A 24,297-nucleotide genomic window follows, 5' to 3' on the forward strand; every position below is an offset into this window, starting at 1 on the left:
GGGCTGACTAAGGATTTAGCCTATTTAAATGTTATCGTTATTGGAAAGTCCCAAAGTTGATCTTGGAGACGGTGTCTTTTGATTTTTATAGTGAATGGGTCGGGAATTTCCATAGCAAATTCATAATTCGCTATTAGAGAATGATTGAATTTACCAACTTCTGTAGAAGTGAAAACAGGATAGACTTCTTCACCTGAATGGATCATAGTCGTTTCCAGACCTTGAATTTGATGCACATCTTCAATATAGAGAGTCAATTTCTTGCCTTCCGTTTGAACTTTAGCTATGTTTAAATCATTTAACATGTTATGTTCGCTGTTATGGTTCAAATTTTCAAACAGGATAGACTGGCGGTAATAAAGAGGTTTGGCATAGAATATCACTGACAATTCCTTACTATCTTTGTCTAATTCGGGTTGGAAGTATTGTTTGAAATAAACTTTATTTTCAGGAAAAGGTTCCCCAGCATCGTTGGTCGAGATAATTTCTGTTTTAATACTTTCATATTGATTCCCTAAGTCATCCTCAAGGACTCGTTGTAAAGCAAATGAGAAATGACTTTCATCAATTGGAAACGGACCAATCGGTATAACTTCAAAAGACAGATAGAACCCATTATCATCATTTAAAAGGGTACTAGAGTGGCCGTCATATGTGACTGAGAGATGTTGATTTTCAAAATGTGAAGGAGAGGCCGTTGATTTAGATGCATTCGTTGGATTCCCTAAGTTACAACCACTTAGGATGAATATCAGAATAAATAGAAAAGAATAAATCCGAAGTTTCATGACACACACCTCTCACAATAAAGATAGTTCTATTCTATCATTTTCTGCTTTTGTCGAATAGTAAATAAATAATAGAAAAAAGGCTGACAGTTTTTGTCAGCCTTTTAAAGATGTCTAGCTTCATGGACGCTAGCGCTTTTCTTACTTATTTAACGAGTTCTTTACCTTTTTTTGCTTGTGGTACATCAGGTAGTTCATTAACAGAGACAACTTTATCCGTTCTCTTTGTTGGTTTGGTCCAATACTGCTCGTTTCCAGGTAGATCATCAAACCAAGCAGCATCCTTAGGACAGTCTAGGACCATAAATTTGCCATACTCATTGTCACGTGATTGGTGGTATTTTAAGTAGGCTTTTCCATTTTCAATTGCTAAAATTTCGATTTTACCTGAAGTATGACTCATTGATAAGCGAACTCGTTTACCTAAACCAGATGTACGAGCTTTTGCGCCTTCAACGATATTATATACTTCCTCGAGTGATAATACGAAATCTTTGTTTCCTGCAACCGGGCGGTTTACAAAGAAATAGTATGGTGTTACACCAGCCCAAGATAGCTTATCTAGTAATTCACCTAAAACGACTGGGTCATCGTTAATTCCTCTTAATACTGGAGTTTGGTTGACTACAATGGCACCCGCATCATGAAGAGCTTGGAATCCTTTTCTCGCTTCATCTGTAATTTCTACTGGGTGGTTAATATGTGCCATAATATAAATCCGTTTTTCTGGTGTTGAGAATTCACGAATTAAATTTAATAATTCTTCGTCTTCGTAGATACGCATCGGGTTAAATACTGGTAATTTAGAACCGATACGGATAATTTTTACGTGATCAATTGCACGTAGTTTTTCTAAAATATAACGAAGTTTTTTCGTCGCAAGAATTAACGGGTCTCCACCAGTAAGTAGAACATTATTAATCTCTGGAGTATTCGCAATGTATTCTAACCCTGGATCTACATCAGACATCGCTTCTTTAACATCGTTACGGAATAAACGCTTCCGGAAACAATATCGGCAATACGCTCCGCAAACCTCAGAACAGATAAGTAGTGCTGTTGTTTTATATTTATGCTGACACCCAGGAACTGCGTAGTTGGTGTCTTCATCGGAAGCATCCCAGCGCCCATACTCATCTAATTCGTTCTCGTTCGGTATGACCAACTTCCGTATAGGATCGTTCGGATTATTCCAATCAATTAAACTTAAGTAGTACTCATTAACTCTGAAAACAAACTTATCAGTAATTTGTTTAAGTTTTTCTCTTTCCTCTTTTGGAATTTGCTCAAGTTTGTCTATGTTCATAATGTACTTTGGCTGAGCCACAACTATCAACCTCCAATATTCGTATTCTAGCAATATTATAGCAAGGGGAGTAGAAAAACGTCAAAAAAGAAAGAAATGATTAGAAATATAAATGAAATGAAGGATTTAATTCAAATAATATAAAGGAAATGCTTTTAATGATAGTTGACATTCATTTAAATTAATAGATGATAGATGAAAGTGAAATTTCATTTGGAGTGGGGTAGTGGCATTATTGTGTTGGAGTACAAAATAAAATAGGCTAAATTTCAGGCCCAAATGTAATCGGATTGTTCAAGTTTGAATTTTTTACTTCATAATATATAGAAATGAATAAAATAATTCATATTCTTTTGAAGAAGTATATAATTATGAAATGTACCCTTCATTTTTAAAAAGTCGTGAAGTGAAAAAATACATTGGGGGAAAATACCTTGGCTATTAGAAGAGTGGATCAACATCCAATTGTTGAACTGTCAAAGAAGACAAAAAAGTCTTACGAGTTTTTTGAGCAGTCCAAAGAGGTAATGCCAGGTGGAGTGACTGCTAACATCAAGTACTTTGCACCTTATCCAATCGTGATGGAAAAGGCAAATGGTGCATATGTTACTGATTTAGACGGAAATGTGTATATTGATTATTTACTATCTTACGGGGCACTTATGCTCGGACATGGGGATACAAGAATTAATGAAGCTGTTATTGAACAATTAGATAAAAATGGAACCAATCTGTTTGGAACTCCACACAGTCTTGAAATAAAAATGGGAAAGAAAATAAAAGAACATTACCCAAGTATTGAATTATTGCGTTATACCAATTCAGGTACTGAAGCTACACAACTTGCCTTAAGACTTGCGGCAGCATATACAGGAAAGAATAAAATAGCTAAATTTGAAGGGCACTATCATGGTGGCTATGATCAAGTTTTGTTAAGTGTAAATCCTTCTCTAAAAGATGCAGGAGACGCTAAGAACCCAAAGGCAGTTATGGAGTCGAAAGGGATGGATACCTTTCATCAAACAAATACGATTATTCTTCCATTTAATGATTTTAAAGCATGTGAAAAGATTTTAAGGGCAAATAAGGATGAAATAGGAGCACTTGTTTTAGAACCTGCTCAAGGTGGATTTATGTTAGCAGAAAAGGACTTTGTCCATCAACTTAGAGATTTAACCGAACAATTAGGGATTGTATTCATATTTGATGAGGTTAAAACAGGTTATCGACTAGCACTTGGTGGTGCACAACAGTTGTTTAATGTAAAACCTGACTTAACTACATTAGGAAAAGTGGTCGGTGGGGGATATCCAATTGGTATTGTCGGAGGAAAGAAAGAAATTATGATGGAGAGCGCTCCAACCATTGCAGCGGATGTTTTCGATACGAGCCAAAGTAAGAACTCTTCAGCTAAAGATGTTCTGTTCCATAGTGGAACCTATAATGGACATCCAACCATTTTAGCTGCAGGACTAAGAACCATTGAAATTTTAGAAAAAGAATTGGATCGTGTAATTTTGTTAACCGATGAATTAAAAATGCGGTTAGAGAAGTTATTTAAATCCTATAATATTCCAATGAAAGCGGTTGGCACGGGTTCCATATTTAGTGTAATATTGACTGAGAAAGATAAAATTCTAAATTATCGAGACCTTCAAAAAACCGATCTAACGACAAGAAAAGAGATCGATTTTTATTTACTAGCGGAAGGGATTTATACGAAACCATTAAATCGCTATAGTTTGTCAACTGCTCATACGATGAAGGAAGTAGAAATGACGATTTTTGCTTATGAAAAAGTATTGAAAAGGTTGTACGGAGGACCTCGGTACTCAAAGGGATGAGGTTTATGCTTCAGAGTGATGTGTACCAAAGGATTGTAGATAGTCTCGACAAAATGAGTAAATCTCAGAAAAAGATCGCAAATTACATTATTAATAATACGGAAACGGCACCGTTTTTAACTGCTTCTAAATTAGCTAAAAATGCGGGAGTAGGCGAAGCAACAGTCATTCGCTTTGCCGTTTTTATTAACTATAAAGGATATCCAGATTTTCAGCGACATTTACAAGACGCACTAAAGAGGAAATGGACATCAGCTGAAGTGTTTATGAAAACGACCGATGAAAAAGATGCACCTGAAAACTCTCTAAAAGAAGTGTTATCTGATGATATCCAAAATCTTAAGAATACATTACATCAAATCAGTCCTGAAAATTTTGAGCAAGCAGTACAAGAAATTAAGAAGGCAAATCGAATTTATATCATTGCCTATCGAAGTGCAACGAGTTTAGGAATGTTTCTACAATTTTATTTAGATCTTATTTTACAAAATACAGAGATGATTAATCAATCTGATGGGATGAGTGAACATTTATTAGATATAAAAAAAGATGATTTAGTCATCGGTTTTGGATTTTCTCGCTATACAAAGCGAACGGTTGAGGCACTAAAATATGTTAAGCAACGCGAGGCCAAAACAATTGTAATTACTGACCATCTGATGTCGCCACTTGTTCCATATGGGGATATAACACTTATTACAGCAACAGAGATCAATTCATTTATAGACTCATTTTCCGCACCATTCAGTGTGATAAGTGCACTGATCACTGCCGTCACACGTTCAGACCACGAAAAAGTTGAGAAACGTTTAAATCAACTTGAAGAGTTATGGGATAACTTCGATGTATTTTATGATGAATAAAGAAGAAGAGGCTGCTAGAAAGTTACTGTATGCTTGCATACACAGTACTTTTTAAACAGCCTCTTTCTTATGAAAAGATAAGAAAGTATAAAATTCGAAGATGTCAAGCTTCAGGTGCCATCAACTCGAGGTCGCTTCGGTCCACCAAACGTGTCTAAAGGGCAAGACACTAATGGCTGGCCCTCCAGCGCTTGTCGCCGATAAGCAGGCACCTTGCGCTTTTCTTTGTCTAGCTTCAGCTTCAGCGCCCAGCGACTAGCGAGACTTCGCCCTCCTCCTTACGATAAGTCAACATCGGCTCACTAGCGATCACCGTGTTTCCTTTATCTCATACGGTGGGCTCCAGTCCGAACGTCGCTAAACAGGGCGCTTGCGCTTTTCTTATTTATGATTGAGTGTTCGTAACTGTTGTTTTCTTACGAAGTGTTTGTATAACAGTAATCGCAGCGAGAAGTCCGATACCACCGAATGAAACCATTAAGTTTCCAGGGTAGATAAGCATAATTCCAGCAACAAATAGTGCAAGTCTTTCAATAAGCTTTGGATTTGTAATATAGTAATTCATCATACCGGCACTAATGGCCATCATCCCAATAAAGGCGGTCACTAATGGCGGTAATAATGTCGTAAATGTAGCATCTTGTAACACAAGGACAGGATTATAAACAAAGGCGTAAGGTATGATAAACGCCGCGATAGCAAGCTTTAAGGCGGTCACCCCGGACTTCATTGGATTCGCTCTGGCAATACCGGCTCCAGCATAGGCAGCTAGACAAACTGGAGGTGTAATATCAGCAACGATTCCGAAGTAAAAGACAAACATATGGGCAGCAATATCCGGTACTCCAAACATGATTAGAGCCGGTGCAGCCATCGATGCCGTTACTACGTAGTTTGCAGTCGTTGGAAGGCCCATCCCAAGTAAAATACATGCTAACATCGTAAAGAATAGTATTAAGAAAAATGATCCGCCAGCAAGGTCTAAAATACCACCAGCAATTTTACCGCCAAGTCCAGTCATTGTTACGATACCAACGACGATTCCTGCACTAGCACAGGCTGCAATTACAGGAAGGGCGACGCGGGCACCTTGTTCTAATACGTAAAGTATTTTCCAGAAGCCAAGTCGAGTATCTTTGCGGAAAAAGCTGACAATAAATGCGGTTGCTATACCAGCAAGTCCGGCAAATGTCGGCGTATAGCCGGCTAATAAGATACCGATAATGGCGACTAGCGGTAATATCAAGTCCAGCTTTTTTAATAAACCTTTAATAGGTGGAAGTTGTTCTTTTGGTAATCCTAAAATATTGTGTTTCTTAGCTTCAAAGTGAACACCCATCATAACACCAGAGAAATATAATAGTGCGGGAATAATTGCTATAATAATAATTTGACTATACGGCGTACCTGTATATTCAGCCATAATAAATGCAGCCGCACCCATTATTGGCGGCATAATTTGCCCGCCTGTAGAAGCACTAGCTTCTGATGCTGCAGCAAATTCTGGTCTAAAACCAGCACGTTTCATCATCGGAATTGTAAATGAACCAGAGGCAACGGTATTCGCTACACTACTACCAGTAACCATACCTTGAAGTGCACTGGCTGTTACTGCAGCTTTTCCGGTTCCACCTGTATATTTACCTGTAGCTCTAAATGCTAAATCATTGAAGAATTTCCCAATTCCTGTATGAACAAGCATGACCCCGAAAAATAAGAATAAAAAGATAAACGTAGATGAAATTTGAATTGGTGTACCGAAAATCGCACTTGAGCTAAAATACATTCTTACCGATAAAACAGACCAATCAAATCCTGCGTGCCCAAAATGAGGAATTCCCTGCCCCCATACACCATAAGCAAGTGCAGCTGAAGCAATAATGACAATTGGTAATCCAACAGCACGCCTAGTTCCTTCAAGGACTAATACAATCCCTAGCGTAGCAACGATAATGTCAATCGTTTCAAACCCAAAGACTATGGCTCGAGTTGTTAAGCGTTCGTAGTTCCATACGAGATAAAAGTTTACGTACAAGGCCAGTCCTGCAAGGACAATGTCGTACCAAGCAACTCCAGGTCGTTGAATTAATGTTCGTTTTACAGGGTAAAGAAGAAAGATTAGAGCAAGACCGGCACCAACATGAATAGCTCCTTGTATCATCGAACGATAAGGACCGACGAAGGCAGTATATAAATGGAAGAACGTCATTGAAATGGCAATAACTGCTACAATCCAACCCCATTTGCCAAGAGCTTGCCTATAAGCTGATTCTTTATCATATTTAGCCAGAAGTTCTTGTTCTTTTTCTAACTCTTTATTGTTATTTTCTGCCAAGGAAGTCACCACCTTATAAATAAATTTCTCGACGAAAGGGTAGGAACGTTCCTGCCTTTTCGTCGAGAATTTCATGATATTGTCGAGTAAGAAAAATAAAGTGAAACTTTTCTTAGTAGTTTCCTCATTTTCAATAAGTATTATTAAAGATTTAAAGCCAAGAAGGAGGATGACACCGTTTGATTTGTGTCATCCTCTTTCAGGGCATTTGTTATTAGTTTAACCCAGCTTCTTCAAAGTAACGCTCAGTACCTGGGTGAAGCGGTAAACCTTCAGCTCCATTTAATGCATTTTCTTTTGTTAAATGTTGTCCTTGCGCGTGTGTAATGTCTCCAGCATTTTCAAATAATGCTTTTGTAATTTCATAACCTAATTCCTCGCTAATTTGCGAAGTTGAACCAACTAATACAGCATAAGCTGTAACAGTTTGTACAGACTCATTTAAGAATGGATATGCATCAGCAGGGATTTCATATCCTAAGTAACCACTGTCAGCTTCAATTTGAGCTAGTTGCTCATCATCAATTGAAAGAATTTTAACATCACGTTGAATAGCTAATTCCTCAACAGCAGAAGCAGGTAATCCTAAAAGACCGAATGATGCATCAATTTGTCCGTTTTGTAGACGATCTCTTGCGTCCCCAAAACCTTCTTCAAATGAGTCATAGTCTCCATCTTCGATACCGTAAGCTGCAAGAATTGCTTTAGCTGCCGCTTGTGTACCACTACCAGGAGGTCCAATGGCAACACGTTTTCCTTCTAGGTCTGCAATTGAATCAATCCCAGTTCCATCAACCGTAATAATTTGCATTACTTCAGGATAGATGTGTCCCATGAAACCGAAGTTTTCAACGTTCATACCTTCAAATTCACCTTGACCATTTAAAGCATCAAGTGCTGGAAGGTGAACCGTCATTCCAAGTTGAATTTCTCCTCGAGCGATACGAGCTAAGTTATCAACACTAGCTCCTGTTTCAATGGCACTTACATTAAATCCTTCAACATCAACATTCGCATTTAGTACTGTTGCGATTTCAGTACCAAGTGGATAGTATGTACCACCTGTACTACCTGTTCCTAGTTGTAAATCTGTTCTGAAGTCTTCTGTAACTTCTGGTGTATCTTCAGCTGCACCTTCTCCAGCTCCTTCTCCACCTTCGTCTGCTGCTCCACATGCTGCAAAAACTAACATGGCTAACAGAGTCACAAATAGAAATAGCATTTTTTTCATTTGCATCATAGAAAAGCCCCCTTTTATAATATTTAGCAAATCATTAATAATATATATATATGATGGGTATTCTGTCAAATTTCTTTAGAATTACTAAATTTAAGGAATTTTTAGAAAATTATATATTTATAGCAATAAATGCCTTGTTTTAGCTTAAAACAGGTACTGGTTATATAAATAGAGTGTTTCAAAATCATAACAATAAAAAATACGGTAGAAATTATACTACCGTATTTTAAAGTCACTATTTATTCATTTAATTTCTCAATTTGGTTCGGATCCATAGCTTGAATTGGGACATTAGTATCTATATGTCCAAATAACATATCTCTAATTTCACCTTCGATTAATATTTGTGTTTCATTATAGCCAAATTGCTTCATAAGAAGTGCTACTTGCTGAAGTAACATTTGTTCAGGACCTGACCCTACATTGGTCTCAAGAAACTCTTTTGAAAATGAAACGTGAGCGACCCCGTCCACTTCTGTCACATAATCTACTTTAACGGTAGATGGTACTAATGAGACTAGTTCCTGGTTCGAAGGGCCGGCAATCCAAGCTTCTAGCGTTTTAACAGAAACTTCGTCTTTTGCAGCTTCAACTGTCGTCTCTACTTTATACATATCCTCAACTTGAGTATCAGCAAAATATAATTCAACTGGATGAAATGTTTCTTCTGTTACTGCTTCTGTAGTTTCCTCATCATTTGTTTCCTGATCTTCTGTAACGGGTTCAACTACTACTTCTTCTTCAGCTGCTATTTCTTCTTGTTCAATTAGTTCTTCATTGTGATCTGAGTCAATTCCACTGCCGCTTTCCTCAGGCTCAACCGGACCTTCACCTTGTCCACAAGCTGTTAAAACGAGTGCAGTAAGGATCGATACAAGCAATAATTGTAATGACTTTTTCATGTAAATCCCCCTAGTTATTAGAAGTAAGTAGAGTAAATCCTGGTTTACTACTTCTGATACATTGACTTTGTTAGTCCATAAATAAAGCCAATTTTTCTCTATTTTACAATAAAGGGGCTAAAATTCAATCCTTTTATTCGAACAAATCCAAATGTTTTGGGGCACAGTATTTTTTATGCTTTATGCAATTGATATGTAGCGCTGGGCACAAGTGCTTAGAATTTACTAGTTTTGAAAAAGAGGAAATACGTATTGAACAAGAAACCAAAGAAACCCAAAAAAGATAACAATATAAGCAAAGTATTTAATGAAAGTGGCGACAACCATACTAGCATTTTCTTTTTTCTCAATGTTTCTCTTTTGTACATCAACATTTTTATTCATCATAATCCCTCCAAGCTCTTTTAATGCTTACTAAGCTTGTTACCCCATAAAAGACAGTATAAAACAAATCTTAATACATATCGTAGAATGGTTTAAATTATTTTATAAAGAGAAATATAGTGGTAAGTTGCTAAATCTATCCGTATAAGTGATATAATGGTTATTGTTATTACTATTTTTCATATGGGGTGAGAATATGCCTCGTGGCAAATTTTTCTACTTTTGTTATGGAGTTATTTTAGTTTTTTTAATTATCTTCTTAGGGTCGAAAGTACAATTTATTTTTAGACCGATTGTGGTCCTTGTACAGACATTATTTGCACCCATTATTATTGCAGGTGTGTTGTATTATTTGTCTCGTCCGTTTGTCAACTTACTGTCGAGATGGATACCAAGAGGAATTTCAATATTAATTTTATACTTAAGTGCCATTTCTATTGTCACAATACTCGTATTATTAATTGGTCCTGAACTACAGCGTCAGTTTAACAGCTTAGTACGAAATATGCCTTTATTTGTTAACGAAATCCGAGATCTCCTTATTCTTTTACAAGAAAATGAATGGGTTGCAAGGTTTCAGCAAAATGAAAATTATACGGTAGAAGAATTAACTTCAAGATTGGCTGAATACTTAAATGAGATTGTTGCAGCTATTGGAACAAATGTCGCTGCTTTTATCGGATTTATTACGAACATCCTAATAATTATGATCATTATACCGTTTGTATTGTTCTATATGTTAAAAGAAGGAGAGAAGGCACCACAACAAGTGTTACGTTTATTACCTGGGAAGCAGCAACAGGAAGGGCGACACATTTTAAGTGATATGGACACGGCATTGAGTTCTTATATACAAGGGCAGATTATAGTTAGTATTTGTGTTGGGGTGTTATGTTATATTGGTTTTCTCATTATCGGGATTGATTATCCGCTTGTGTTAGCATTAATTGCCATGTTCACCAATGTTATTCCTTTTGTTGGACCTTGGATTGGAACAATACCGAGTGTTATTGTAGCCATTTTTCATTCACCTTTAATGGTATTCCTCGTTATTATCGTCATTGTAATAGTTCAACAAGTGGAAAGTAATTTAATCTCACCGCAAGTTATGGGCAGAAAATTGTCCGTCCATCCGCTAACGATTATATTACTTTTATTAGTGGCTAGTCGTTTTGCTGGCTTATTAGGATTAATATTAGCTGTACCAACCTACGCAGTCGGAAAAGTAATTGTCAGTCATACTTACCGATTATGGAAGCTGAAAAGGTATCCGATTGAGTAAAGAGATACTACGTGGTAAAATAATCTAATTCTAACGGTGAGGTGATTTCATGTCATACGAAGTTGATGGTATCAAACAGGTTGAATTTAATGAATTGCAGGAAATTATAAATGAAGGAAAGTCAGAACCAATCGTTATTGATGTTCGTGAACCCGAAGAATATGTGGAAGGGCATATCGCAAATATTCCTCTGATTCCGATGCATAACTTACCAGCTTTAATAGATGAATTTGACAAGGAGAAAGAGTATCTTTTCGTTTGCCGCAGCGGCAATAGAAGTCAAAATGTAGCGCACTTTTTTAAAGATCGCGGTTTTGAAAAAGTATCTAATTATGCAGGTGGAATGCTTGCTTGGCAAGGTGAGCTTGCAACAGGAATGGAACGTGTCGTCTCTGATGTGAAAGAACTATATAAATAATAAAGAAGAAGGATGACATATAGGAGTCATCCTTTCTTTATTGTCTATTGGCTTACAGGTGATCTGTCTTTTTAGAGTATTGTCTTTTACCGTGTTCTGCATTTTTCTCACGTAGGGTGTTCTTTTGTTGTCGTTTGGCATTGTTATCTTTTTTCTTTTTATCATCGTCTTTTGTCACAGACATTTAATTCACTCCCTCAATATTGATTCTTTTTTATTGTATCCACGCGATATGAATTCATCCGAATGTTTAACGATTCATCGTGTGGGTATTAGAAAAGTAATAAATCACTAGGAGGGATCATTAATGATTGGAAAGGTTATGACGACAGCAGTAGCAGCAGGTGCAATAGGAACAGTCATCTACGCATTAAACGATAAAAGTAAACGAGACAAGGCTAAAAATAAGCTGCAGAAAAAACGGTCTGCAAACTCAGTTGAGATTGATAAAAATGCCGGACACCCAGACCCTTATGATATAAATGATAACACGATGGTAAGTGAAGGAGCCTTATATGCGGTGCAACGGTACAATGAAGAAGTTGATGATTATAAAAAGAAAAAGCGTTCCCACCATAATTAGAGCTGAGTGATTTCAGCTCTTTTTGTTTCTCCTTTCGATTGAGATGCGGTAAAATGAATGAAAGTATATTAGAATAAATTTTCTAAATGGAGGTTACCATGTACTCAATTGTCCGTGAAACAATAGCTTCAATACCAACATTACATGTAGCAAAAGCCGAAAACTTTCATCACAACTTACCGCTAATTTTATTTCAGCACGGCTATACAAGTGCAAAAGAACATAACCTTCATTATGCGTATTTATTAGCAGAAAAGGGCTTCCGCGTGGTCTTGCCAGATGCGATCCATCACGGCGAACGCGAAAATAATATTCCATATGAACAAAGAGAATTACTATTTTGGGATATAGTATTGAGAAGTATAGAAGAAATTGGGCAGCTTAAGGAAGAACTTGATAACAGGGGGCTCATCCAAAGAGATAAGATAGCACTAGCCGGGACATCGATGGGGGGAATTGTAACCTTCGGTGCGTTAACACAATATGACTGGATCGAGGCCGGCATATCTTTGATGGGCTGTCCCAATTATGAAGACCTGGCCAAGACGCATATGAGCCTACTGGAAAAACAAAATAAAGTAAGCGATCAGTTGTTAAGTCAAATTCAAGAGAAAATTAATATTTTAACCGATTATGATCTGAGCAAGCAATTAGATAAAATCCGTCATAAACCATTGTTCATTTGGCACGGCGAAAAGGATGATGTTGTTCCGTATTCAATGACGAAGCAATTTATTGCGAGAGTAGAACAGACATTACCTGAAGAGGAAAGAAACCTAACCTTTATGAGCGATTCATTAGCTGATCATAAAGTGTCCAGAGAAGGGCTGTTATCACTAGTTGAGTGGCTTGACTTGCAAATGATACGTACAAAGGACAAAGCTCGCTGATTTCGGTGAGCTTTATCTTTGTTTTGTGTTTAATATATACAGTAAAAGTTAAAACTACAAGTAGCAATTAGAAGTAGGTGGATGAATGGAAATTGCAAAACAATTAATTGTAAATGTCGTAGGTGCAGTTTTAATTGCAGTAGCATTAAACGTCTTTTTAATTCCAGCGAATGTGTTCGCCAGCGGTTTTACAGGGGTAGCTCAGCTTATCGCAACTGTCGTCCCATTATCAACGGGGATCCTTTTATTACTCTTAAATATACCAGTAGCAGTGTTAGGCTGGATTAAAATTGGAAAAGCTTTTACTCTCTATAGTTTTATAAATGTAGTACTTACAACGTTTTTTCTTGAAATCATTCCTATCATTGAAATTTCAACAGATCTTCTCTTAAACGCTGTTTTTGGAGGTGTGATCCTTGCGCTTGGTGCGGGGGTTACTTTAAAAGTTGGAGCTTCTTCCGGGGGATTGGATATTATTGCTCTTATTTTATCGCGGAAGAGTGATCGTCCCGTCGGTATTTACTTCTTTGTATTAAATGCGTTAATCGTTATAACTTCAGGATTATTATTTGATTGGGAAAGAGCACTCTATACACTTGTCACTTTATATGTAAGTTCACGGGTTATAGATGCGATATATACACGTCATGTGAAGCTGACCGCTTTTATTATTACGAAAAATGCTGATAAACTAAAAGACGCCATACATACCCAAATAACTAGAGGAATTACCCGGGTACCTGCTAAAGGCGGGTATTCACAAGAAGAAAAAGAGATGTTAATGATTGTTATTACGAGATATGAATTGTATGAGTTAAAGAAAGTCATTCAAGAAGTAGATCCAAATGCTTTTACAAACATTGTTGAAACTGCAGGCATATTCGGCTTATTTAGAAAAGAAGGTTAGAAAGGGTGTTGAATATGAAGAAAATCCTTTGCATATGGTTAATCATGATGATAGCCCTAGTCGGCTGTGGTACGTCTGATGAAGTAACGGAAACAATTAGTGAAGGAGAACAAGGGGGAGAAGAAGTGAGCACACTAGCAACCTCATTAAGAGTAGATAAAGAAGAAGATCAATTAGCTTTTACATTGTCACTTACAAATAAAGGGGATGAAACAGTAACTTTAGAGTTTCCAACGGGGCAGCTGTTTGACTTTATCGTCGTCAATGAAAAAAGTGAAGTCGTTTATAAATATTCAGAAGGAATGATGTTCACTCAGGCCATTGTTCAAAAACAATTAGGTGCAAATGAAACGATGACATTTACGGATGAGTGGGATTTAATGATGAATGGCGAGAGAGTTCCACCTGGTCGTTATCGAGTACTCGGTGAACTGCCAATTATGACGGTCAATGGCAGTGAGGCTTTTAGAGAACAATTCCTAGTCGAAGAAGATGTTATTATAGAATGAGCAGGAAATGAAGTAACTTTAAGCTTAACACTTTCCTAAAAAAACAATGTTGAATAAATGTCTTCAAGTTTCTAACATAATGAACGAGTAAGAGGGGGTTGCGGCTCTCTCTTTTTTCATTTTTTGGTAACAGGGACAACAGGGACTGTCTATGGATTTAACTTTGGAGGTGAGGAGAAAAAACGAAAAGAGAAAGCAGTAATTTGTATACTTTTGTCGAATTATCAGAAATTTCAAACAAGGTGTTGACACTATGTGCTAATTTATTTTAAAGTTGACTTAGAAAAGGACATACCAACCGGTTAGTAAGTATTTCCATTTACTGAAAGCGTTTACGTATGAGAGGAGGGCTACAGAATACTGAAGTAGTGGAAATGAGGTTTTTTATTTTTATCCTAAGATATTTTATTTTGCAATTAGTATTCAGAAAATTATGAAACTAGTTGCGGTATCGAGCTACTGCTTTAATGTAGTTCGATATCGGTACAAGAAATTTACCTATAGGATAAATAATAAAGAAATTCCCAACAGCAGAACTAATCTTAATCTATTAATCTAGGAGGAATAACATGGGGAAAAAGCGTACATACGGCGGTATTCAGCCAGGTATTAAGTGGGGACCTTTTACGTTAAGATTACCAGGAGTACATGCTCCAATCTCTTGGCCGGAGGCTATACAGGGGGCATTTTTATCTTTAGCTACAGGTGGAGCTTTAGCACCTTTAATGATGAATTTCTTTGACATTCCGTTTGAAGTCGCATGGTCAATTTTAACGATTCAATTATTCTGGGTATGGTCACAGACCATTTTATTCGGTGATGCATATGCAGCAGGGTGGATAACCCCAGCTTTACCTCTCGTTTTAGTATTCTTAGGAGGATTTACACCGGGACCTGAAGCCGTACAGGCAATGATTGCAATAACATTGGTTGTTTCGTTCTTATTCATTTTCTTTGCCATAACCGGTCTGGGGGAAAAGTTCAATCAGCTTGTACCTAACGCATTAAAAGCGGGGATTATTCTTGGGGCAGCGATCGCAGCCTTTATGTCGGAAATCGACCGAGTTCAAACTTTACCATTTACGTTAATTACGTCATGGGTTGTCGTATTAGTACTCATGTTTTCTATCCCGTTTGGTAAACTACCAAACACAAAAGCAAAACTTTTAGTTATGTCTAACGCCATGCTTGTCAGCTTCATTGCTGCAGGTATTGTCGGAACGTTGACAGGAGAACTTACGTTTAACATTGAATGGGGTTTCTTTATCCCACAATTTGGTGAATTACTTGCAACGGTTTCACCATGGGGTGTTGGAATGCCATCATGGTCCATCATTTTGGCAGCAATCCCGATCTCCATTATGGTTTACGTTCTAGTATTTGGTGACTTGCTAGTTGCAGATACACTTTTAAAAGAGGCTTCTAAAGTAAGACCAGACGAAAAAGTAGACGTCAATCACACTCGTACTCACTGGGCATTAGCTATTCGTAACCTAGGTCAAATGTTCACCGGCGGGGTGCTAATTCCACTTCACGGTCCAATGTGGACAGGAATTCAAGTCTTCATTATGGAGCGGTACAAAACGGGAAGAAAAGCAATGGATTCCATTTTTTCAGGTACAATGAGCTGGTACTTGTTCGCACTTCCATTAGGATTTTTAATGCCGATCATCGGGATTATCGTGCCATTACTACCAGTTGCTTTATCTTTAACTCTACTATTAACTGGTTTTGCGTGTGCATATGTAGCTATGTCGATGGTTAATGACAATACGACTCGCGGCTATGCACTAGCGATCGGAATGCTTACTGCTTTTGTTGGTCCAGCATGGGGTATTGGAGCAGGACTTGTCCTGTACTTCCTATTAATCGGTAAAAATAATCAAACACCTGCTCAAGACCAATCTGAAGAACATAAAGCTTCTTAAATTAACCTATTTAGGAGGATACTGATTTCGATCAGTATCCTTTTTATTTTCAATATTATATATTCTGCAAATTAAGAAAGATAAAGCAAGGGGATATGGGGCGGGCTTAGTTGGCTGGGTGAGCCCTAAGGTTGAGTTATGAAAGTCAAAAAAAGCGCGGTCACATTAAAAAGAATGTTGACCGCACCCACTATAGCTTATCTTTATTTATTCCCATTCTCTTTTTGCTGCCGTTTGAACAGCCTCAAGTAATTCGCGCCATTCTCTCCCGAGGTCTTCTGGCTGAACTTCTTTTTGTTCTGTTTTAGTTGAATGAATGTCAATAACTTCGGCTTTTCCTCTCCAATATTCAGTAAATGTTGGCGGTAATTTAGTTTTCATGAGGGTTCACTCCACTCAAGTAAAGATTTTAATTCATTCGTTGATAGTTCAGAAATACTCTGGTCATTAACTGACAACACATCGTCAGAAAGTGACTGTTTCTTCGCTAGCAGCCTGTCGATCTTTTCTTCAATCGTTCCTTTCGATACTAACTTGTGCACTGTTACTTTTTCAGTTTGGCCTAGGCGATAAGCTCGGTCAGTTGCTTGATTTTCAACTGCTGGATTCCACCATCTGTCATAATGCACGACGTGGTTTGCAGCGGTTAAATTCAGCCCAACTCCACCAGCCCGTAAAGATAAGATAAAGATGGGTATTTCTTTATTTGTCTTAAATTCTGTAATTAGTTTCTCACGTTCAGCTCGCGATAAACCACCATGCAGGAATGGGACTTTTATATTTAGTTGTTCCGACAATCCGTCCTGTAATAACTCACCCATTTCACGATATTGTGTAAAGATTAACATTTTTTCTCCGGTGTCCATAATTTGATCAACAAGAGTGAACAGTAAATCCCATTTCTCCGACCGATGATGAAGCTGGCCGCGATCTTTTAAAAATTGAGAGGGATGGTTACAAATTTGTTTGAGTTTCGTAATGCTGCTCAAAATCGTTGCTCGTCGTTCAATTGAATTTTTTTCATCAATTGAAGTTAGTAATTGATTGACGACAGCTTGATAAAGGGAAGCTTGTTCAGCAGTTAACCCAACGATATACGTTTGTTCAGTTTTATCGGGTAATTGAAGCTCTAAAGCTTCGTCCGATTTTTTTCTTCTTAATAAAAAAGGTGAGATGAGCAATCGTAACTGTTCCATTTTTTTCTCGTTTGGAGAATTGTTCTCAATTTCTCTAATAAAAGCTCGCTGAAATTGTTGGAAGTTTCCTAAATATTTATCATTGAGCATATCCATGATGGACCAAAGCTCTTTTAGTTTGTTTTCAATCGGCGTACCTGTTAGTGCCATTCTGTGTTTAGCTTTAATGCGTTTAATGGCCTTTCGTTGTTTGGTCTCCACATTTTTGATTTGTTGTGCTTCATCGAGAATTAACCCGTTCCAAAGTGTATTTGAAAAAATATCTTCGTCACGAAAAGCAAGTGCATAGGAAGTAATGATTATATCATACTCCCACTCCTTCACATCCTCTTCTGTAAGTCGTTCATTACCGTGGTGAACAAATACGGATAAGTGGGGAGCAAATCGCTTTAATTCCTCTTCCCAGTTTCCGATTAGTGATGTTGGACAAATGATGAGAAAGGGTGACGAAGATCCATTTTCTGTACGATGCTCGAATACGGCTAACATATAAGCAATCGTTTGAATAGACTTTCCTAGCCCCATATCATCAGCTAAACAAGCTCCAAATCCGACACTTCGCATATGAACTAACCATGACATTCCTTCTAATTGATAAGGTCTAAGTTCGCCTTTTAAAGTAGAAGGAGGAAGTATGGATGGAATTTGTTTATTCAAGGTCGCATGAATAGCACTAGACAGTTTCTCGCTCCATTGAATTGAAATAGAAAGTCCTTCATTTTCTTCGTTATCTTCTACCAAATATGATTTCCACGTTTCAAGAAGAGAAGTTTCATTATCTTTTTTTCGATCTAAGTAGGTCTTTAAATGCTTTGCTTCCTTAGGATCCCAATACAGCCATTTTCCGTTCCACTTTATAAAAGGTGTTTTCAAATCAACTAGTTTCGTAAACTGTTCATGTGTTAACTTTTCACCATTAAGGACAATTTCAAAGTTAAAGTCACTTATGTTTTGCCAATTAAATAATGACTCAATAGAGCTTGAAAATTCAGCAGGCCTATCGCTGACGTGAACATTGGTTTGAAAGTGATTTGGTCTCTTTTTGAGCCAGTTTGGAACAACCACACCGATACCTAGACCACGCAATTGATCATATTGATTAGTTAACAAGTTGTATATGACATCTTTAGAAACTTTTGACGATGGATTCGTAATTGATAAGGAAGATAGTTCAGGAATGAGTTGAATGATTTCTGAAATATCCTCTTTAAGTCGTGTAATAGGATTCATCCTCCAAGGGTGATGCCCCCCATGCAAATCTTCTAATGAAATAATAATAGAAGGATCTTTTCGGTCTTGCAAGAAGAGCAAGACCGTCCAGTTTTCTTCTTTTTCGTTTTGTATCGGTTCTTCAATTACTAGGGTTGTCTGAAAAGGTACAGCTGGTATTGCACCGAGTTCCTCAAGAAATGTCTTATCGTCCGTAGCTGGTCCCGCTTTATTTAATAAGTAGTGTTTAGAAATATGAAGTTGTTCAAATGCTTTTTGAACAGCTGGATATCTGGTAATTAAATGTTGAATAAAGTCACTGCAAATTTCGTTTGCTAGTTCTTTAAACGAGTAGGTCTTTGGCTGTGAATGGTGAACATGCAAGCCAGACTCCATTAAAGAAAGAGAAACAGGGGGGATCGTTCCTTCCCAATCACTCCAATTCCAGTTCGTTAATTCCCAAGAGCCAGTTCGTGTTAGTATGACCTTGCCGTTAATAATTTTTGATTGTATCGTTGAAAAAACAGTTAACCAATAGGTAAAGTCATGAGCCAAAGTTATTTTTGGCAGGCTGCTCCAGTTTTTCATAAGTTCAACATAGCGGGGTAAGTCTTTCTTATGAATGACAACTCCCTCAAGCGGGAATACAAATTCAGTGGCTGTTGTGTTCGCCTGATATACGAGTGTTTCATCGATTTCACTATAAAACACACGTTCTTCAACTGGTGCTTTCAATGATGCTTTTTTCATTTGTACAAATGTCCCATAAAACGTATCAGGATCATTTTGAAAAAGGGTTAACTTCAACTCAAATGGTGAATATAAAAAGGGATATTGGAAGTTTAAGTAGTCTTTGTATTTTTTATGTTGTTTTTGTTCGCCCCATATAAAAAACAAGTCACCTAACCACCCGCCATGAATAAGGACGTTATTTGGATTATAATTACTCATCAATCGTTTTCATCTCCTGGATTAGCGCACGATACGTCTTATATGTTTGATTAAAGAGGGTGATATATTGGTTAAAACGTTCACGTTGGTCCATTAACTCATATAATTTCTTCAACTTTTTCATATAGAAAACAGCTTCAGAATAGTGAGAGCGTGTTTTTTTCTCGACTAATCGGACGATAAATTGGTGGTAAATTCGGATAGTCTCACTTGGAACTTGTTTTTCCAGCCCTGCTAGTAACTGTTGTTTTTCTTCGCTTAATTGAAATGGAAGATGCTCTTTGTTTAAAAAATAATCGATAGCCACATCCCACCGTCTTTCATATTGAAGAATTTGCGTCCATAAATTTTGTATCGGCGGATAGGCTAGTTGATCATTTAGGCTTTCTTGGACTTTATTAAATAAAAGGTTTCGTTCAGACTCTTCTAGTGAAGCAGATAAATCTTTATAGGATGCAAGCGCAGGACGGGTCATCCATTTGTTTAATTGACTCGAAAAATTGGAAGACTTACTTTTTTTCCTCTCTAATGTATGATAAAAAGGCTGGAGGCTGCCGAATGCCCCGTTCCAACTCGTTGAAAAGAGGTCAAACCATCTTTGCATCGTATCCCATTCCTGACGATGGTTTAGTAAAGTGAAATGAAAGTATAAATCATTGGCGGCTAGTCTCTGTTTATGAGTTCTTAGGTAAGTAAGAGATCCAACACCATCTTGGCAAATTAATGCTAATAAACTTGTAATCATGGATAAGTGAAAAGATGCATTGTGTTTTTCATGCAGTTGTTTGAAATATGAATAATAGGAATGAACCCACTGTTCTTGTTCATTTTGTATGAACCATTTTGCAAGCATTTCGGCCCAACTGGAACTTCCAACGTCCATATATCTCGTGTACAAAAGGACAAAAGCTTCAGTAATTGCTTGTTTTTCTTCTAACGATAGTTCACATTGCTGTTCTTCTAGTATTCCATTGACGCGATTGCCAAGTATCGATAAAAATTGTTCGAATCTCCGCTCAAACGAATCATACGTCGTAAACTTTATTCCTAATGATAACAGTCCGTTCATGATCATCAGAGCTTTATCGACAAAAGACAGGGGTTCATAACTTTGCATTAGGAGTTTATCAATCGTTTGATTTACTAGTTCAGAAATTTGTACATCCTTTAAGTAATTGGATGCAGCTATTTTTTTATATAAATCAAGGATATCACTTTCAAGGTCGTCTATTTCATAATTATCATATGGTTTTAAATTAAGCATTTATATCAACCCTTTTAGTTAACTAATTATTAGGATGGTCAAAACCACTTCAATATAACAATAGTAACAAAAAAGCTTGTAAGATGCCTAAAAATAAAGAAGGAATTACCTAAAGAATAAAGAATGAAAACATATGATGATTTTAATATGAATAGAGAGGAGAGTGTAGAATGAGTATACGTAACAAGATGCACATTGAACGTTTGTTGGAGTCTTTTTGTGATTGGGCTGAATATGACTCTATTCAATTTAAAAATTATTTTGTATTTGCTGATAAAGAACGTGGTGGAATGATTACATTAATGAAAGCTGAAGGTCGCTGGTCTATTCACGGAAAAGGTGATAAATATTGTGATCTCGCAGAAACGATCCTAGAAGATGATGATGTAAAAAAACTATTATGGAAACATCGTGCAGCCGTTAATCGAGCAATTAAAGAGCTTCAAGAAAATAAACAGTTAATCTTAAACTGAACTACTGTTCTTTTAACATAGAAGTAAAGAGGTAGAAGAATTGATTACATTCCTTCTATCTCTTTATTAAGTTGTTGTAATTGCAACTAGCTAAAGCGCAAAAATATGGGGGAATAAGTATGTGGTATGAAACGAGTTTAACAAAAATATTAAATATAAGACTGCCAATCATTCAAGCGGGTATGGCTGGCGGGCCGACTACACCGGAATTGGTCGCAACCGTTTCGAATCAAGGGGGACTCGGAACACTAGGTGCTGGTTATATGACACCTGAAGATATGAGAAAAGCGATACATAACATCAGGCTATTAACGGATCAACCGTTTGCAGTTAATTTATTCATACCGGAAACCGTCAAGCTGGAAGAACAAAAAGTATTAGAGATGCGTCATACTTTGCAACCATTTTATGATGAGTTAGGCATCGAACAACCGAAACTGCCAACTGAGTGGGGGGGCCAGTTCCAACAACAAATGGAAGTAATAATAGAAGAGAAGGTTCCTGTGTTTTCCTTTACTTTTGGAACTTTAGACCATCATTGGATCGAAAAATTAAAAGTAAATGGCACAATAGTTATCGGAACAGCAACTACTGTAAAAGAAGCAAAGTTATTAGAAGAAATAAAAGTAGATGCGATTGTTGCTCAGGGGAGTGAAGCAGGTGGTCATCGCGGAACGTTTGCTTGCCAGGCTGAAGATGCAATGATTGGGACTATGGCACTTGTTCCGCAAATGGTTGATGCGGTTAACGTTCCTGTAATAGCGGCCGGTGGAATTATGGATGGAAGGGGCTTAATAGCCTGTCTATCGCTTGGTGCCAGTGGCGTTCAAATGGGAACTGTATTTTTGCCAGCTATAGAAAGTGGAGCCAACCCTTTATATAAAAAGTCACTCATGGAAGCAACGGAAGAGGAGACAACAGTTACAATAAAATTTTCAGGGAAGGCTGCAAGAGGACTAAAAAATGCTTACATTGAGCGTTTGAGCGATGTACCAAACGTACAAGTTCCTGATTATCCAATACAAAATGCACTAACTCAACCGTTGCGGAAAGAGGCAGCTAACCAAAGAAAGGGTGAGTGGTTGTCGATGTGGGCGGGACAAGGGTTGCGACTTGCTCAATCTGAAAGCGCTGAACAAATTATTCAACGAGTAATGGGACAAGCCAGTCAAACTGTACAAAAATTAAAGAACATAGAAAAAGACTGATGGTTATCCGTCAGTCTTAAAAGTTTTATAGATACTATTTAAAAGAACATAGAAATGATGGTTAATATTCCAATACTGCTAAGCACAACAACGATTAAATTTGCACCTAAATAAGCAATGACAGCTGCTGTAATACCGCCGATAATACCAAACATGATATTTTCATGTACGGTTAATATACCTGGAAATATTAAAGCGCCTAAAGCTGCATAAGGGACATTTCGCAAGATGGCCTGCAGCTTCGGTGGAATTTTATTGGCATCAAGAAACACAAGCGGTAACATTCTAGGAATGTAGGTTACTAGAGCCATCCCAGCAATAATAAGAAGAATACTAGTCTCCATTACTGTTTGACACCCCTTCCGCTTTTCCGACAATGAGTTCAATTACAATACAAGAGGTTAATGTTGCCAATATGATCGCCCAACCACTCGGGATGAATTGAGATAATATAAGATTAAGAATTGCAGCAAAGACAGCTAAAGAGACGACCTTCCGATGCTTTTTCAACGAAGGCATTAATAAAGCGATAAACATGGCATATAAAGCAATCGCCATACTTTGTTGCAATGTTTCAGGAAGGATTGAACCGACAAGATACCCTAGTGCGGAATTAATAACCCAACTACCATAGGCAATAGAAGCTACGCCGACGATAAAGCCGGTTTTAACAGTACCTTCTTGGGTTGTCGTAACTGCAAATACTTCATCTGTAATTCCAAATGAGTACAATGCTTTTTTTATCGGATGTTCGTGTTCTACTTTTTCACTTACAGCAGCACTCATGAGCAGGTGACGAATATTAACGATAAACGTCGTAAATATGATTTCAAGAGCACCTGTACCAATTGCAATTAAATTAAGCGCCATATATTGTGCGGCTCCAGCAAATACAAACATACTCATCGCAACGGTCTCTGTAAAACCTAAGCCAGTACTTTTTGCTAAAAGACCGAATGTAATGGCTGCTGGTGTATAACCGATGGCTATTCCAATACCGGCGAAAATCCCCTTCATAAAAGAGTTGTTTGGCTGATTAGCGCTTACTAATGTTGCCATTCTATTCCCTCACTTCTAGAATAATATAATTGTAGGTTTTATTTAGGATGGTAAAGCATGTGAATAACAAGCAGTGATCTGTACGTTATGATATACTGAATTGTAAACTATAATATACATAATTTCAAGGAGAATTTTTCCAGATGAGTAAAGTGAATTTAAATCAAATTATAGGTAAAAGGTTAAAGCAAATAAGGGCGGAAAGAGGGTTGAGTCTAGATAAGCTTGCTCAGTTAACAGAAGTTAGTAAGCCAATGCTTGGACAAATTGAACGCGGTGAATCCAACCCTACCGTTAGTACACTATGGAAGATTGCAAATGGTTTAAAAGTACCGTTTACAACGTTCATAGAGGAAGAAAAACCGTTTATACAAAAAGTAAATCGAAGAGAAATTGAGCCGTTAATCGAGGAAAAAGGAGTTGTACAAGTTTACCCGCTGTTTCCGAAGGAGTATCAAAAACCTTTCGAAATATTTTCTCTTATTCTCCAACCGGGTTGTAATCATCAATCTGACCCTCATGCTTATGGAGTAGAGGAATATATATTCATTGAGAAGGGAACGATGGAACTTAAAATTGCTGAAGAAACGTTTACAGTAGGCGAGGGTGAGGGAATTCGCTTTTCTGCCCATTATAAGCATAATTACGCTAATAAAGGCGAAGAAGATGCGATAGCTACAATGATTATTTATTATTCACTGTAACAAGCTATCGTGCCCTTTGTTTTGTTAGTTGAGAAATATTAGTTGTAATTATGT

At 37.3% G+C, this 24,297-nt stretch carries 24 protein-coding genes; 12 read left to right on the forward strand and 12 right to left on the reverse strand.

The window, feature by feature from the left end:
* Positions 1–20 precede the first annotated feature (20 nt).
* Positions 21–788: a hypothetical protein gene (locus N7Z68_RS04095; protein WP_275117186.1), complete on the reverse strand. Its 768-nt coding sequence runs from the start codon at positions 786–788 to the stop codon at positions 21–23.
* A 145-nt stretch (positions 789–933) separates the two neighbouring features.
* On the reverse strand, positions 934–2,115 hold the full coding sequence (locus tag N7Z68_RS04100) for a KamA family radical SAM protein (protein WP_275117187.1): 1,182 nt from the start codon (positions 2,113–2,115) through the stop codon (positions 934–936).
* 413 nt (positions 2,116–2,528) lie between these two features.
* On the opposite strand from N7Z68_RS04100, the gene N7Z68_RS04105 reads away from it, so the two are divergent.
* Positions 2,529–3,938: an aspartate aminotransferase family protein gene (locus N7Z68_RS04105; RefSeq protein WP_275117188.1), complete on the forward strand. Its 1,410-nt coding sequence runs from the start codon at positions 2,529–2,531 to the stop codon at positions 3,936–3,938.
* Positions 3,939–3,943: 5 nt separating this feature from the next.
* Positions 3,944–4,801, forward strand: coding sequence for a MurR/RpiR family transcriptional regulator (locus N7Z68_RS04110; protein WP_275117189.1), 858 nt, complete (start codon positions 3,944–3,946; stop codon positions 4,799–4,801).
* A gap of 385 nt (positions 4,802–5,186) precedes the next feature.
* On the opposite strand, the gene N7Z68_RS04115 is transcribed toward N7Z68_RS04110, so the two are convergent.
* The 4 genes from N7Z68_RS04115 to N7Z68_RS04130 all read right to left on the reverse strand — a co-directional run bounded on the left by N7Z68_RS04115 (position 5,187) and on the right by N7Z68_RS04130 (position 9,665).
* Entirely contained in the window at positions 5,187–7,136 is a 1,950-nt protein-coding gene (locus tag N7Z68_RS04115; RefSeq protein ID WP_275117190.1) for a TRAP transporter permease, read from the reverse strand.
* 214 nt (positions 7,137–7,350) lie between these two features.
* Entirely contained in the window at positions 7,351–8,373 is a 1,023-nt protein-coding gene (locus tag N7Z68_RS04120) for a TAXI family TRAP transporter solute-binding subunit (RefSeq protein WP_275117363.1), read from the reverse strand.
* Between the two features lie 242 nt (positions 8,374–8,615).
* On the reverse strand, positions 8,616–9,278 hold the full coding sequence (locus N7Z68_RS04125; protein WP_275117191.1) for a GerMN domain-containing protein: 663 nt from the start codon (positions 9,276–9,278) through the stop codon (positions 8,616–8,618).
* A gap of 225 nt (positions 9,279–9,503) precedes the next feature.
* Positions 9,504–9,665 (reverse strand): hypothetical protein, encoded by a 162-nt coding sequence (locus N7Z68_RS04130; protein WP_275117192.1) that lies wholly within the window; start codon positions 9,663–9,665, stop codon positions 9,504–9,506.
* Between the two features lie 193 nt (positions 9,666–9,858).
* Between N7Z68_RS04130 and N7Z68_RS04135 the strand changes: the two genes are divergently transcribed.
* Together N7Z68_RS04135 and N7Z68_RS04140 are read left to right on the forward strand one after the other, a co-directional pair.
* A complete protein-coding gene (locus tag N7Z68_RS04135; protein ID WP_275117193.1) occupies positions 9,859–10,944 on the forward strand; it encodes an AI-2E family transporter in 1,086 nt (361 codons plus the stop codon).
* 49 nt (positions 10,945–10,993) lie between these two features.
* A complete protein-coding gene (locus N7Z68_RS04140; RefSeq protein ID WP_275117194.1) occupies positions 10,994–11,362 on the forward strand; it encodes a rhodanese-like domain-containing protein in 369 nt (122 codons plus the stop codon).
* 52 nt (positions 11,363–11,414) lie between these two features.
* Here N7Z68_RS04140 and N7Z68_RS04145 read toward each other — a convergent pair whose 3' ends face one another.
* Positions 11,415–11,546, reverse strand: coding sequence for a DUF3941 domain-containing protein (locus N7Z68_RS04145; RefSeq protein WP_275117195.1), 132 nt, complete (start codon positions 11,544–11,546; stop codon positions 11,415–11,417).
* 123 nt (positions 11,547–11,669) lie between these two features.
* Between N7Z68_RS04145 and N7Z68_RS04150 the strand changes: the two genes are divergently transcribed.
* The 5 genes from N7Z68_RS04150 to N7Z68_RS04170 all read left to right on the forward strand — a co-directional run bounded on the left by N7Z68_RS04150 (position 11,670) and on the right by N7Z68_RS04170 (position 16,179).
* Positions 11,670–11,945 (forward strand): YbyB family protein, encoded by a 276-nt coding sequence (locus N7Z68_RS04150; protein WP_275117196.1) that lies wholly within the window; start codon positions 11,670–11,672, stop codon positions 11,943–11,945.
* Positions 11,946–12,043: 98 nt separating this feature from the next.
* Positions 12,044–12,835, forward strand: a complete 792-nt coding sequence (locus tag N7Z68_RS04155; protein WP_275117197.1) for a prolyl oligopeptidase family serine peptidase — start codon at positions 12,044–12,046, stop codon at positions 12,833–12,835.
* An 85-nt stretch (positions 12,836–12,920) separates the two neighbouring features.
* Complete coding sequence (locus tag N7Z68_RS04160) at positions 12,921–13,742, forward strand: YitT family protein (RefSeq protein ID WP_275117198.1); 822 nt, start codon at positions 12,921–12,923, stop codon at positions 13,740–13,742.
* 14 nt (positions 13,743–13,756) lie between these two features.
* Complete coding sequence (locus tag N7Z68_RS04165; RefSeq protein WP_275117199.1) at positions 13,757–14,251, forward strand: BsuPI-related putative proteinase inhibitor; 495 nt, start codon at positions 13,757–13,759, stop codon at positions 14,249–14,251.
* 569 nt (positions 14,252–14,820) lie between these two features.
* Positions 14,821–16,179, forward strand: coding sequence for a hypothetical protein (locus tag N7Z68_RS04170; RefSeq protein ID WP_275117200.1), 1,359 nt, complete (start codon positions 14,821–14,823; stop codon positions 16,177–16,179).
* 207 nt (positions 16,180–16,386) lie between these two features.
* Here N7Z68_RS04170 and N7Z68_RS04175 read toward each other — a convergent pair whose 3' ends face one another.
* From N7Z68_RS04175 to N7Z68_RS04185, 3 genes are read right to left on the reverse strand one after another with little or no spacing between them, the layout of a single operon-like run.
* Positions 16,387–16,560: a hypothetical protein gene (locus N7Z68_RS04175; RefSeq protein WP_275117201.1), complete on the reverse strand. Its 174-nt coding sequence runs from the start codon at positions 16,558–16,560 to the stop codon at positions 16,387–16,389.
* Positions 16,557–19,535, reverse strand: a complete 2,979-nt coding sequence (locus N7Z68_RS04180) for a DEAD/DEAH box helicase (protein ID WP_275117202.1) — start codon at positions 19,533–19,535, stop codon at positions 16,557–16,559. Before N7Z68_RS04180 ends, N7Z68_RS04175 begins: the two co-directional genes overlap by 4 nt.
* The gene (locus N7Z68_RS04185; RefSeq protein WP_275117203.1) at positions 19,528–20,799 is read right to left on the reverse strand and encodes a hypothetical protein; all 1,272 of its coding nucleotides are present in this window, start codon (positions 20,797–20,799) and stop codon (positions 19,528–19,530) included. Before N7Z68_RS04185 ends, N7Z68_RS04180 begins: the two co-directional genes overlap by 8 nt.
* Positions 20,800–20,969: 170 nt before the next feature.
* Here N7Z68_RS04185 and N7Z68_RS04190 point away from each other — a divergent pair, with 170 nt between their 5' ends.
* Together N7Z68_RS04190 and N7Z68_RS04195 are read left to right on the forward strand one after the other, a co-directional pair.
* The gene (locus N7Z68_RS04190; protein WP_275117204.1) at positions 20,970–21,272 is read left to right on the forward strand and encodes a hypothetical protein; all 303 of its coding nucleotides are present in this window, start codon (positions 20,970–20,972) and stop codon (positions 21,270–21,272) included.
* Between the two features lie 119 nt (positions 21,273–21,391).
* Entirely contained in the window at positions 21,392–22,480 is a 1,089-nt protein-coding gene (locus N7Z68_RS04195) for an NAD(P)H-dependent flavin oxidoreductase (RefSeq protein ID WP_275117205.1), read from the forward strand.
* 38 nt (positions 22,481–22,518) lie between these two features.
* Here the strand turns inward: N7Z68_RS04195 and N7Z68_RS04200 are convergent, their stop codons facing one another.
* Together N7Z68_RS04200 and N7Z68_RS04205 are read right to left on the reverse strand one after the other, a co-directional pair.
* Positions 22,519–22,824, reverse strand: coding sequence for an AzlD domain-containing protein (locus tag N7Z68_RS04200; protein ID WP_275117206.1), 306 nt, complete (start codon positions 22,822–22,824; stop codon positions 22,519–22,521).
* A complete protein-coding gene (locus N7Z68_RS04205; protein WP_275117207.1) occupies positions 22,814–23,539 on the reverse strand; it encodes an AzlC family ABC transporter permease in 726 nt (241 codons plus the stop codon). The genes N7Z68_RS04200 and N7Z68_RS04205 overlap by 11 nt, the downstream gene beginning before the upstream one ends.
* 143 nt (positions 23,540–23,682) lie before the next feature.
* Between N7Z68_RS04205 and N7Z68_RS04210 the strand changes: the two genes are divergently transcribed.
* Positions 23,683–24,243, forward strand: coding sequence for a helix-turn-helix domain-containing protein (locus tag N7Z68_RS04210; protein WP_275117208.1), 561 nt, complete (start codon positions 23,683–23,685; stop codon positions 24,241–24,243).
* The last annotated feature ends 54 nt before the right edge of the window (positions 24,244–24,297 follow it).

Source organism: Alkalihalobacterium chitinilyticum (assembly GCF_029028005.1).
GTDB lineage: Bacteria > Bacillota > Bacilli > Bacillales > Bacillaceae_F > Alkalihalobacterium > Alkalihalobacterium chitinilyticum.

Coding starts and splice junctions, on each gene's coding strand:
- N7Z68_RS04155 (WP_275117197.1), top strand. CDS start 12,044: ATGTACTCAATTGTCCGTGAAACAATAGCTTCAATACCAACATTACAT.
- N7Z68_RS04190 (WP_275117204.1), top strand. CDS start 20,970: ATGAGTATACGTAACAAGATGCACATTGAACGTTTGTTGGAGTCTTTT.
- N7Z68_RS04170 (WP_275117200.1), top strand. CDS start 14,821: ATGGGGAAAAAGCGTACATACGGCGGTATTCAGCCAGGTATTAAGTGG.
- N7Z68_RS04205 (WP_275117207.1), bottom strand. CDS start 23,539: ATGGCAACATTAGTAAGCGCTAATCAGCCAAACAACTCTTTTATGAAG.
- N7Z68_RS04185 (WP_275117203.1), bottom strand. CDS start 20,799: ATGCTTAATTTAAAACCATATGATAATTATGAAATAGACGACCTTGAA.
- N7Z68_RS04110 (WP_275117189.1), top strand. CDS start 3,944: ATGCTTCAGAGTGATGTGTACCAAAGGATTGTAGATAGTCTCGACAAA.
- N7Z68_RS04120 (WP_275117363.1), bottom strand. CDS start 8,373: ATGCAAATGAAAAAAATGCTATTTCTATTTGTGACTCTGTTAGCCATG.
- N7Z68_RS04140 (WP_275117194.1), top strand. CDS start 10,994: ATGTCATACGAAGTTGATGGTATCAAACAGGTTGAATTTAATGAATTG.
- N7Z68_RS04180 (WP_275117202.1), bottom strand. CDS start 19,535: ATGAGTAATTATAATCCAAATAACGTCCTTATTCATGGCGGGTGGTTA.
- N7Z68_RS04210 (WP_275117208.1), top strand. CDS start 23,683: ATGAGTAAAGTGAATTTAAATCAAATTATAGGTAAAAGGTTAAAGCAA.
- N7Z68_RS04145 (WP_275117195.1), bottom strand. CDS start 11,546: ATGTCTGTGACAAAAGACGATGATAAAAAGAAAAAAGATAACAATGCC.
- N7Z68_RS04150 (WP_275117196.1), top strand. CDS start 11,670: ATGATTGGAAAGGTTATGACGACAGCAGTAGCAGCAGGTGCAATAGGA.
- N7Z68_RS04135 (WP_275117193.1), top strand. CDS start 9,859: ATGCCTCGTGGCAAATTTTTCTACTTTTGTTATGGAGTTATTTTAGTT.
- N7Z68_RS04195 (WP_275117205.1), top strand. CDS start 21,392: ATGTGGTATGAAACGAGTTTAACAAAAATATTAAATATAAGACTGCCA.
- N7Z68_RS04125 (WP_275117191.1), bottom strand. CDS start 9,278: ATGAAAAAGTCATTACAATTATTGCTTGTATCGATCCTTACTGCACTC.
- N7Z68_RS04200 (WP_275117206.1), bottom strand. CDS start 22,824: ATGGAGACTAGTATTCTTCTTATTATTGCTGGGATGGCTCTAGTAACC.
- N7Z68_RS04165 (WP_275117199.1), top strand. CDS start 13,757: ATGAAGAAAATCCTTTGCATATGGTTAATCATGATGATAGCCCTAGTC.
- N7Z68_RS04175 (WP_275117201.1), bottom strand. CDS start 16,560: ATGAAAACTAAATTACCGCCAACATTTACTGAATATTGGAGAGGAAAA.
- N7Z68_RS04095 (WP_275117186.1), bottom strand. CDS start 788: ATGAAACTTCGGATTTATTCTTTTCTATTTATTCTGATATTCATCCTA.
- N7Z68_RS04160 (WP_275117198.1), top strand. CDS start 12,921: ATGGAAATTGCAAAACAATTAATTGTAAATGTCGTAGGTGCAGTTTTA.
- N7Z68_RS04130 (WP_275117192.1), bottom strand. CDS start 9,665: ATGATGAATAAAAATGTTGATGTACAAAAGAGAAACATTGAGAAAAAA.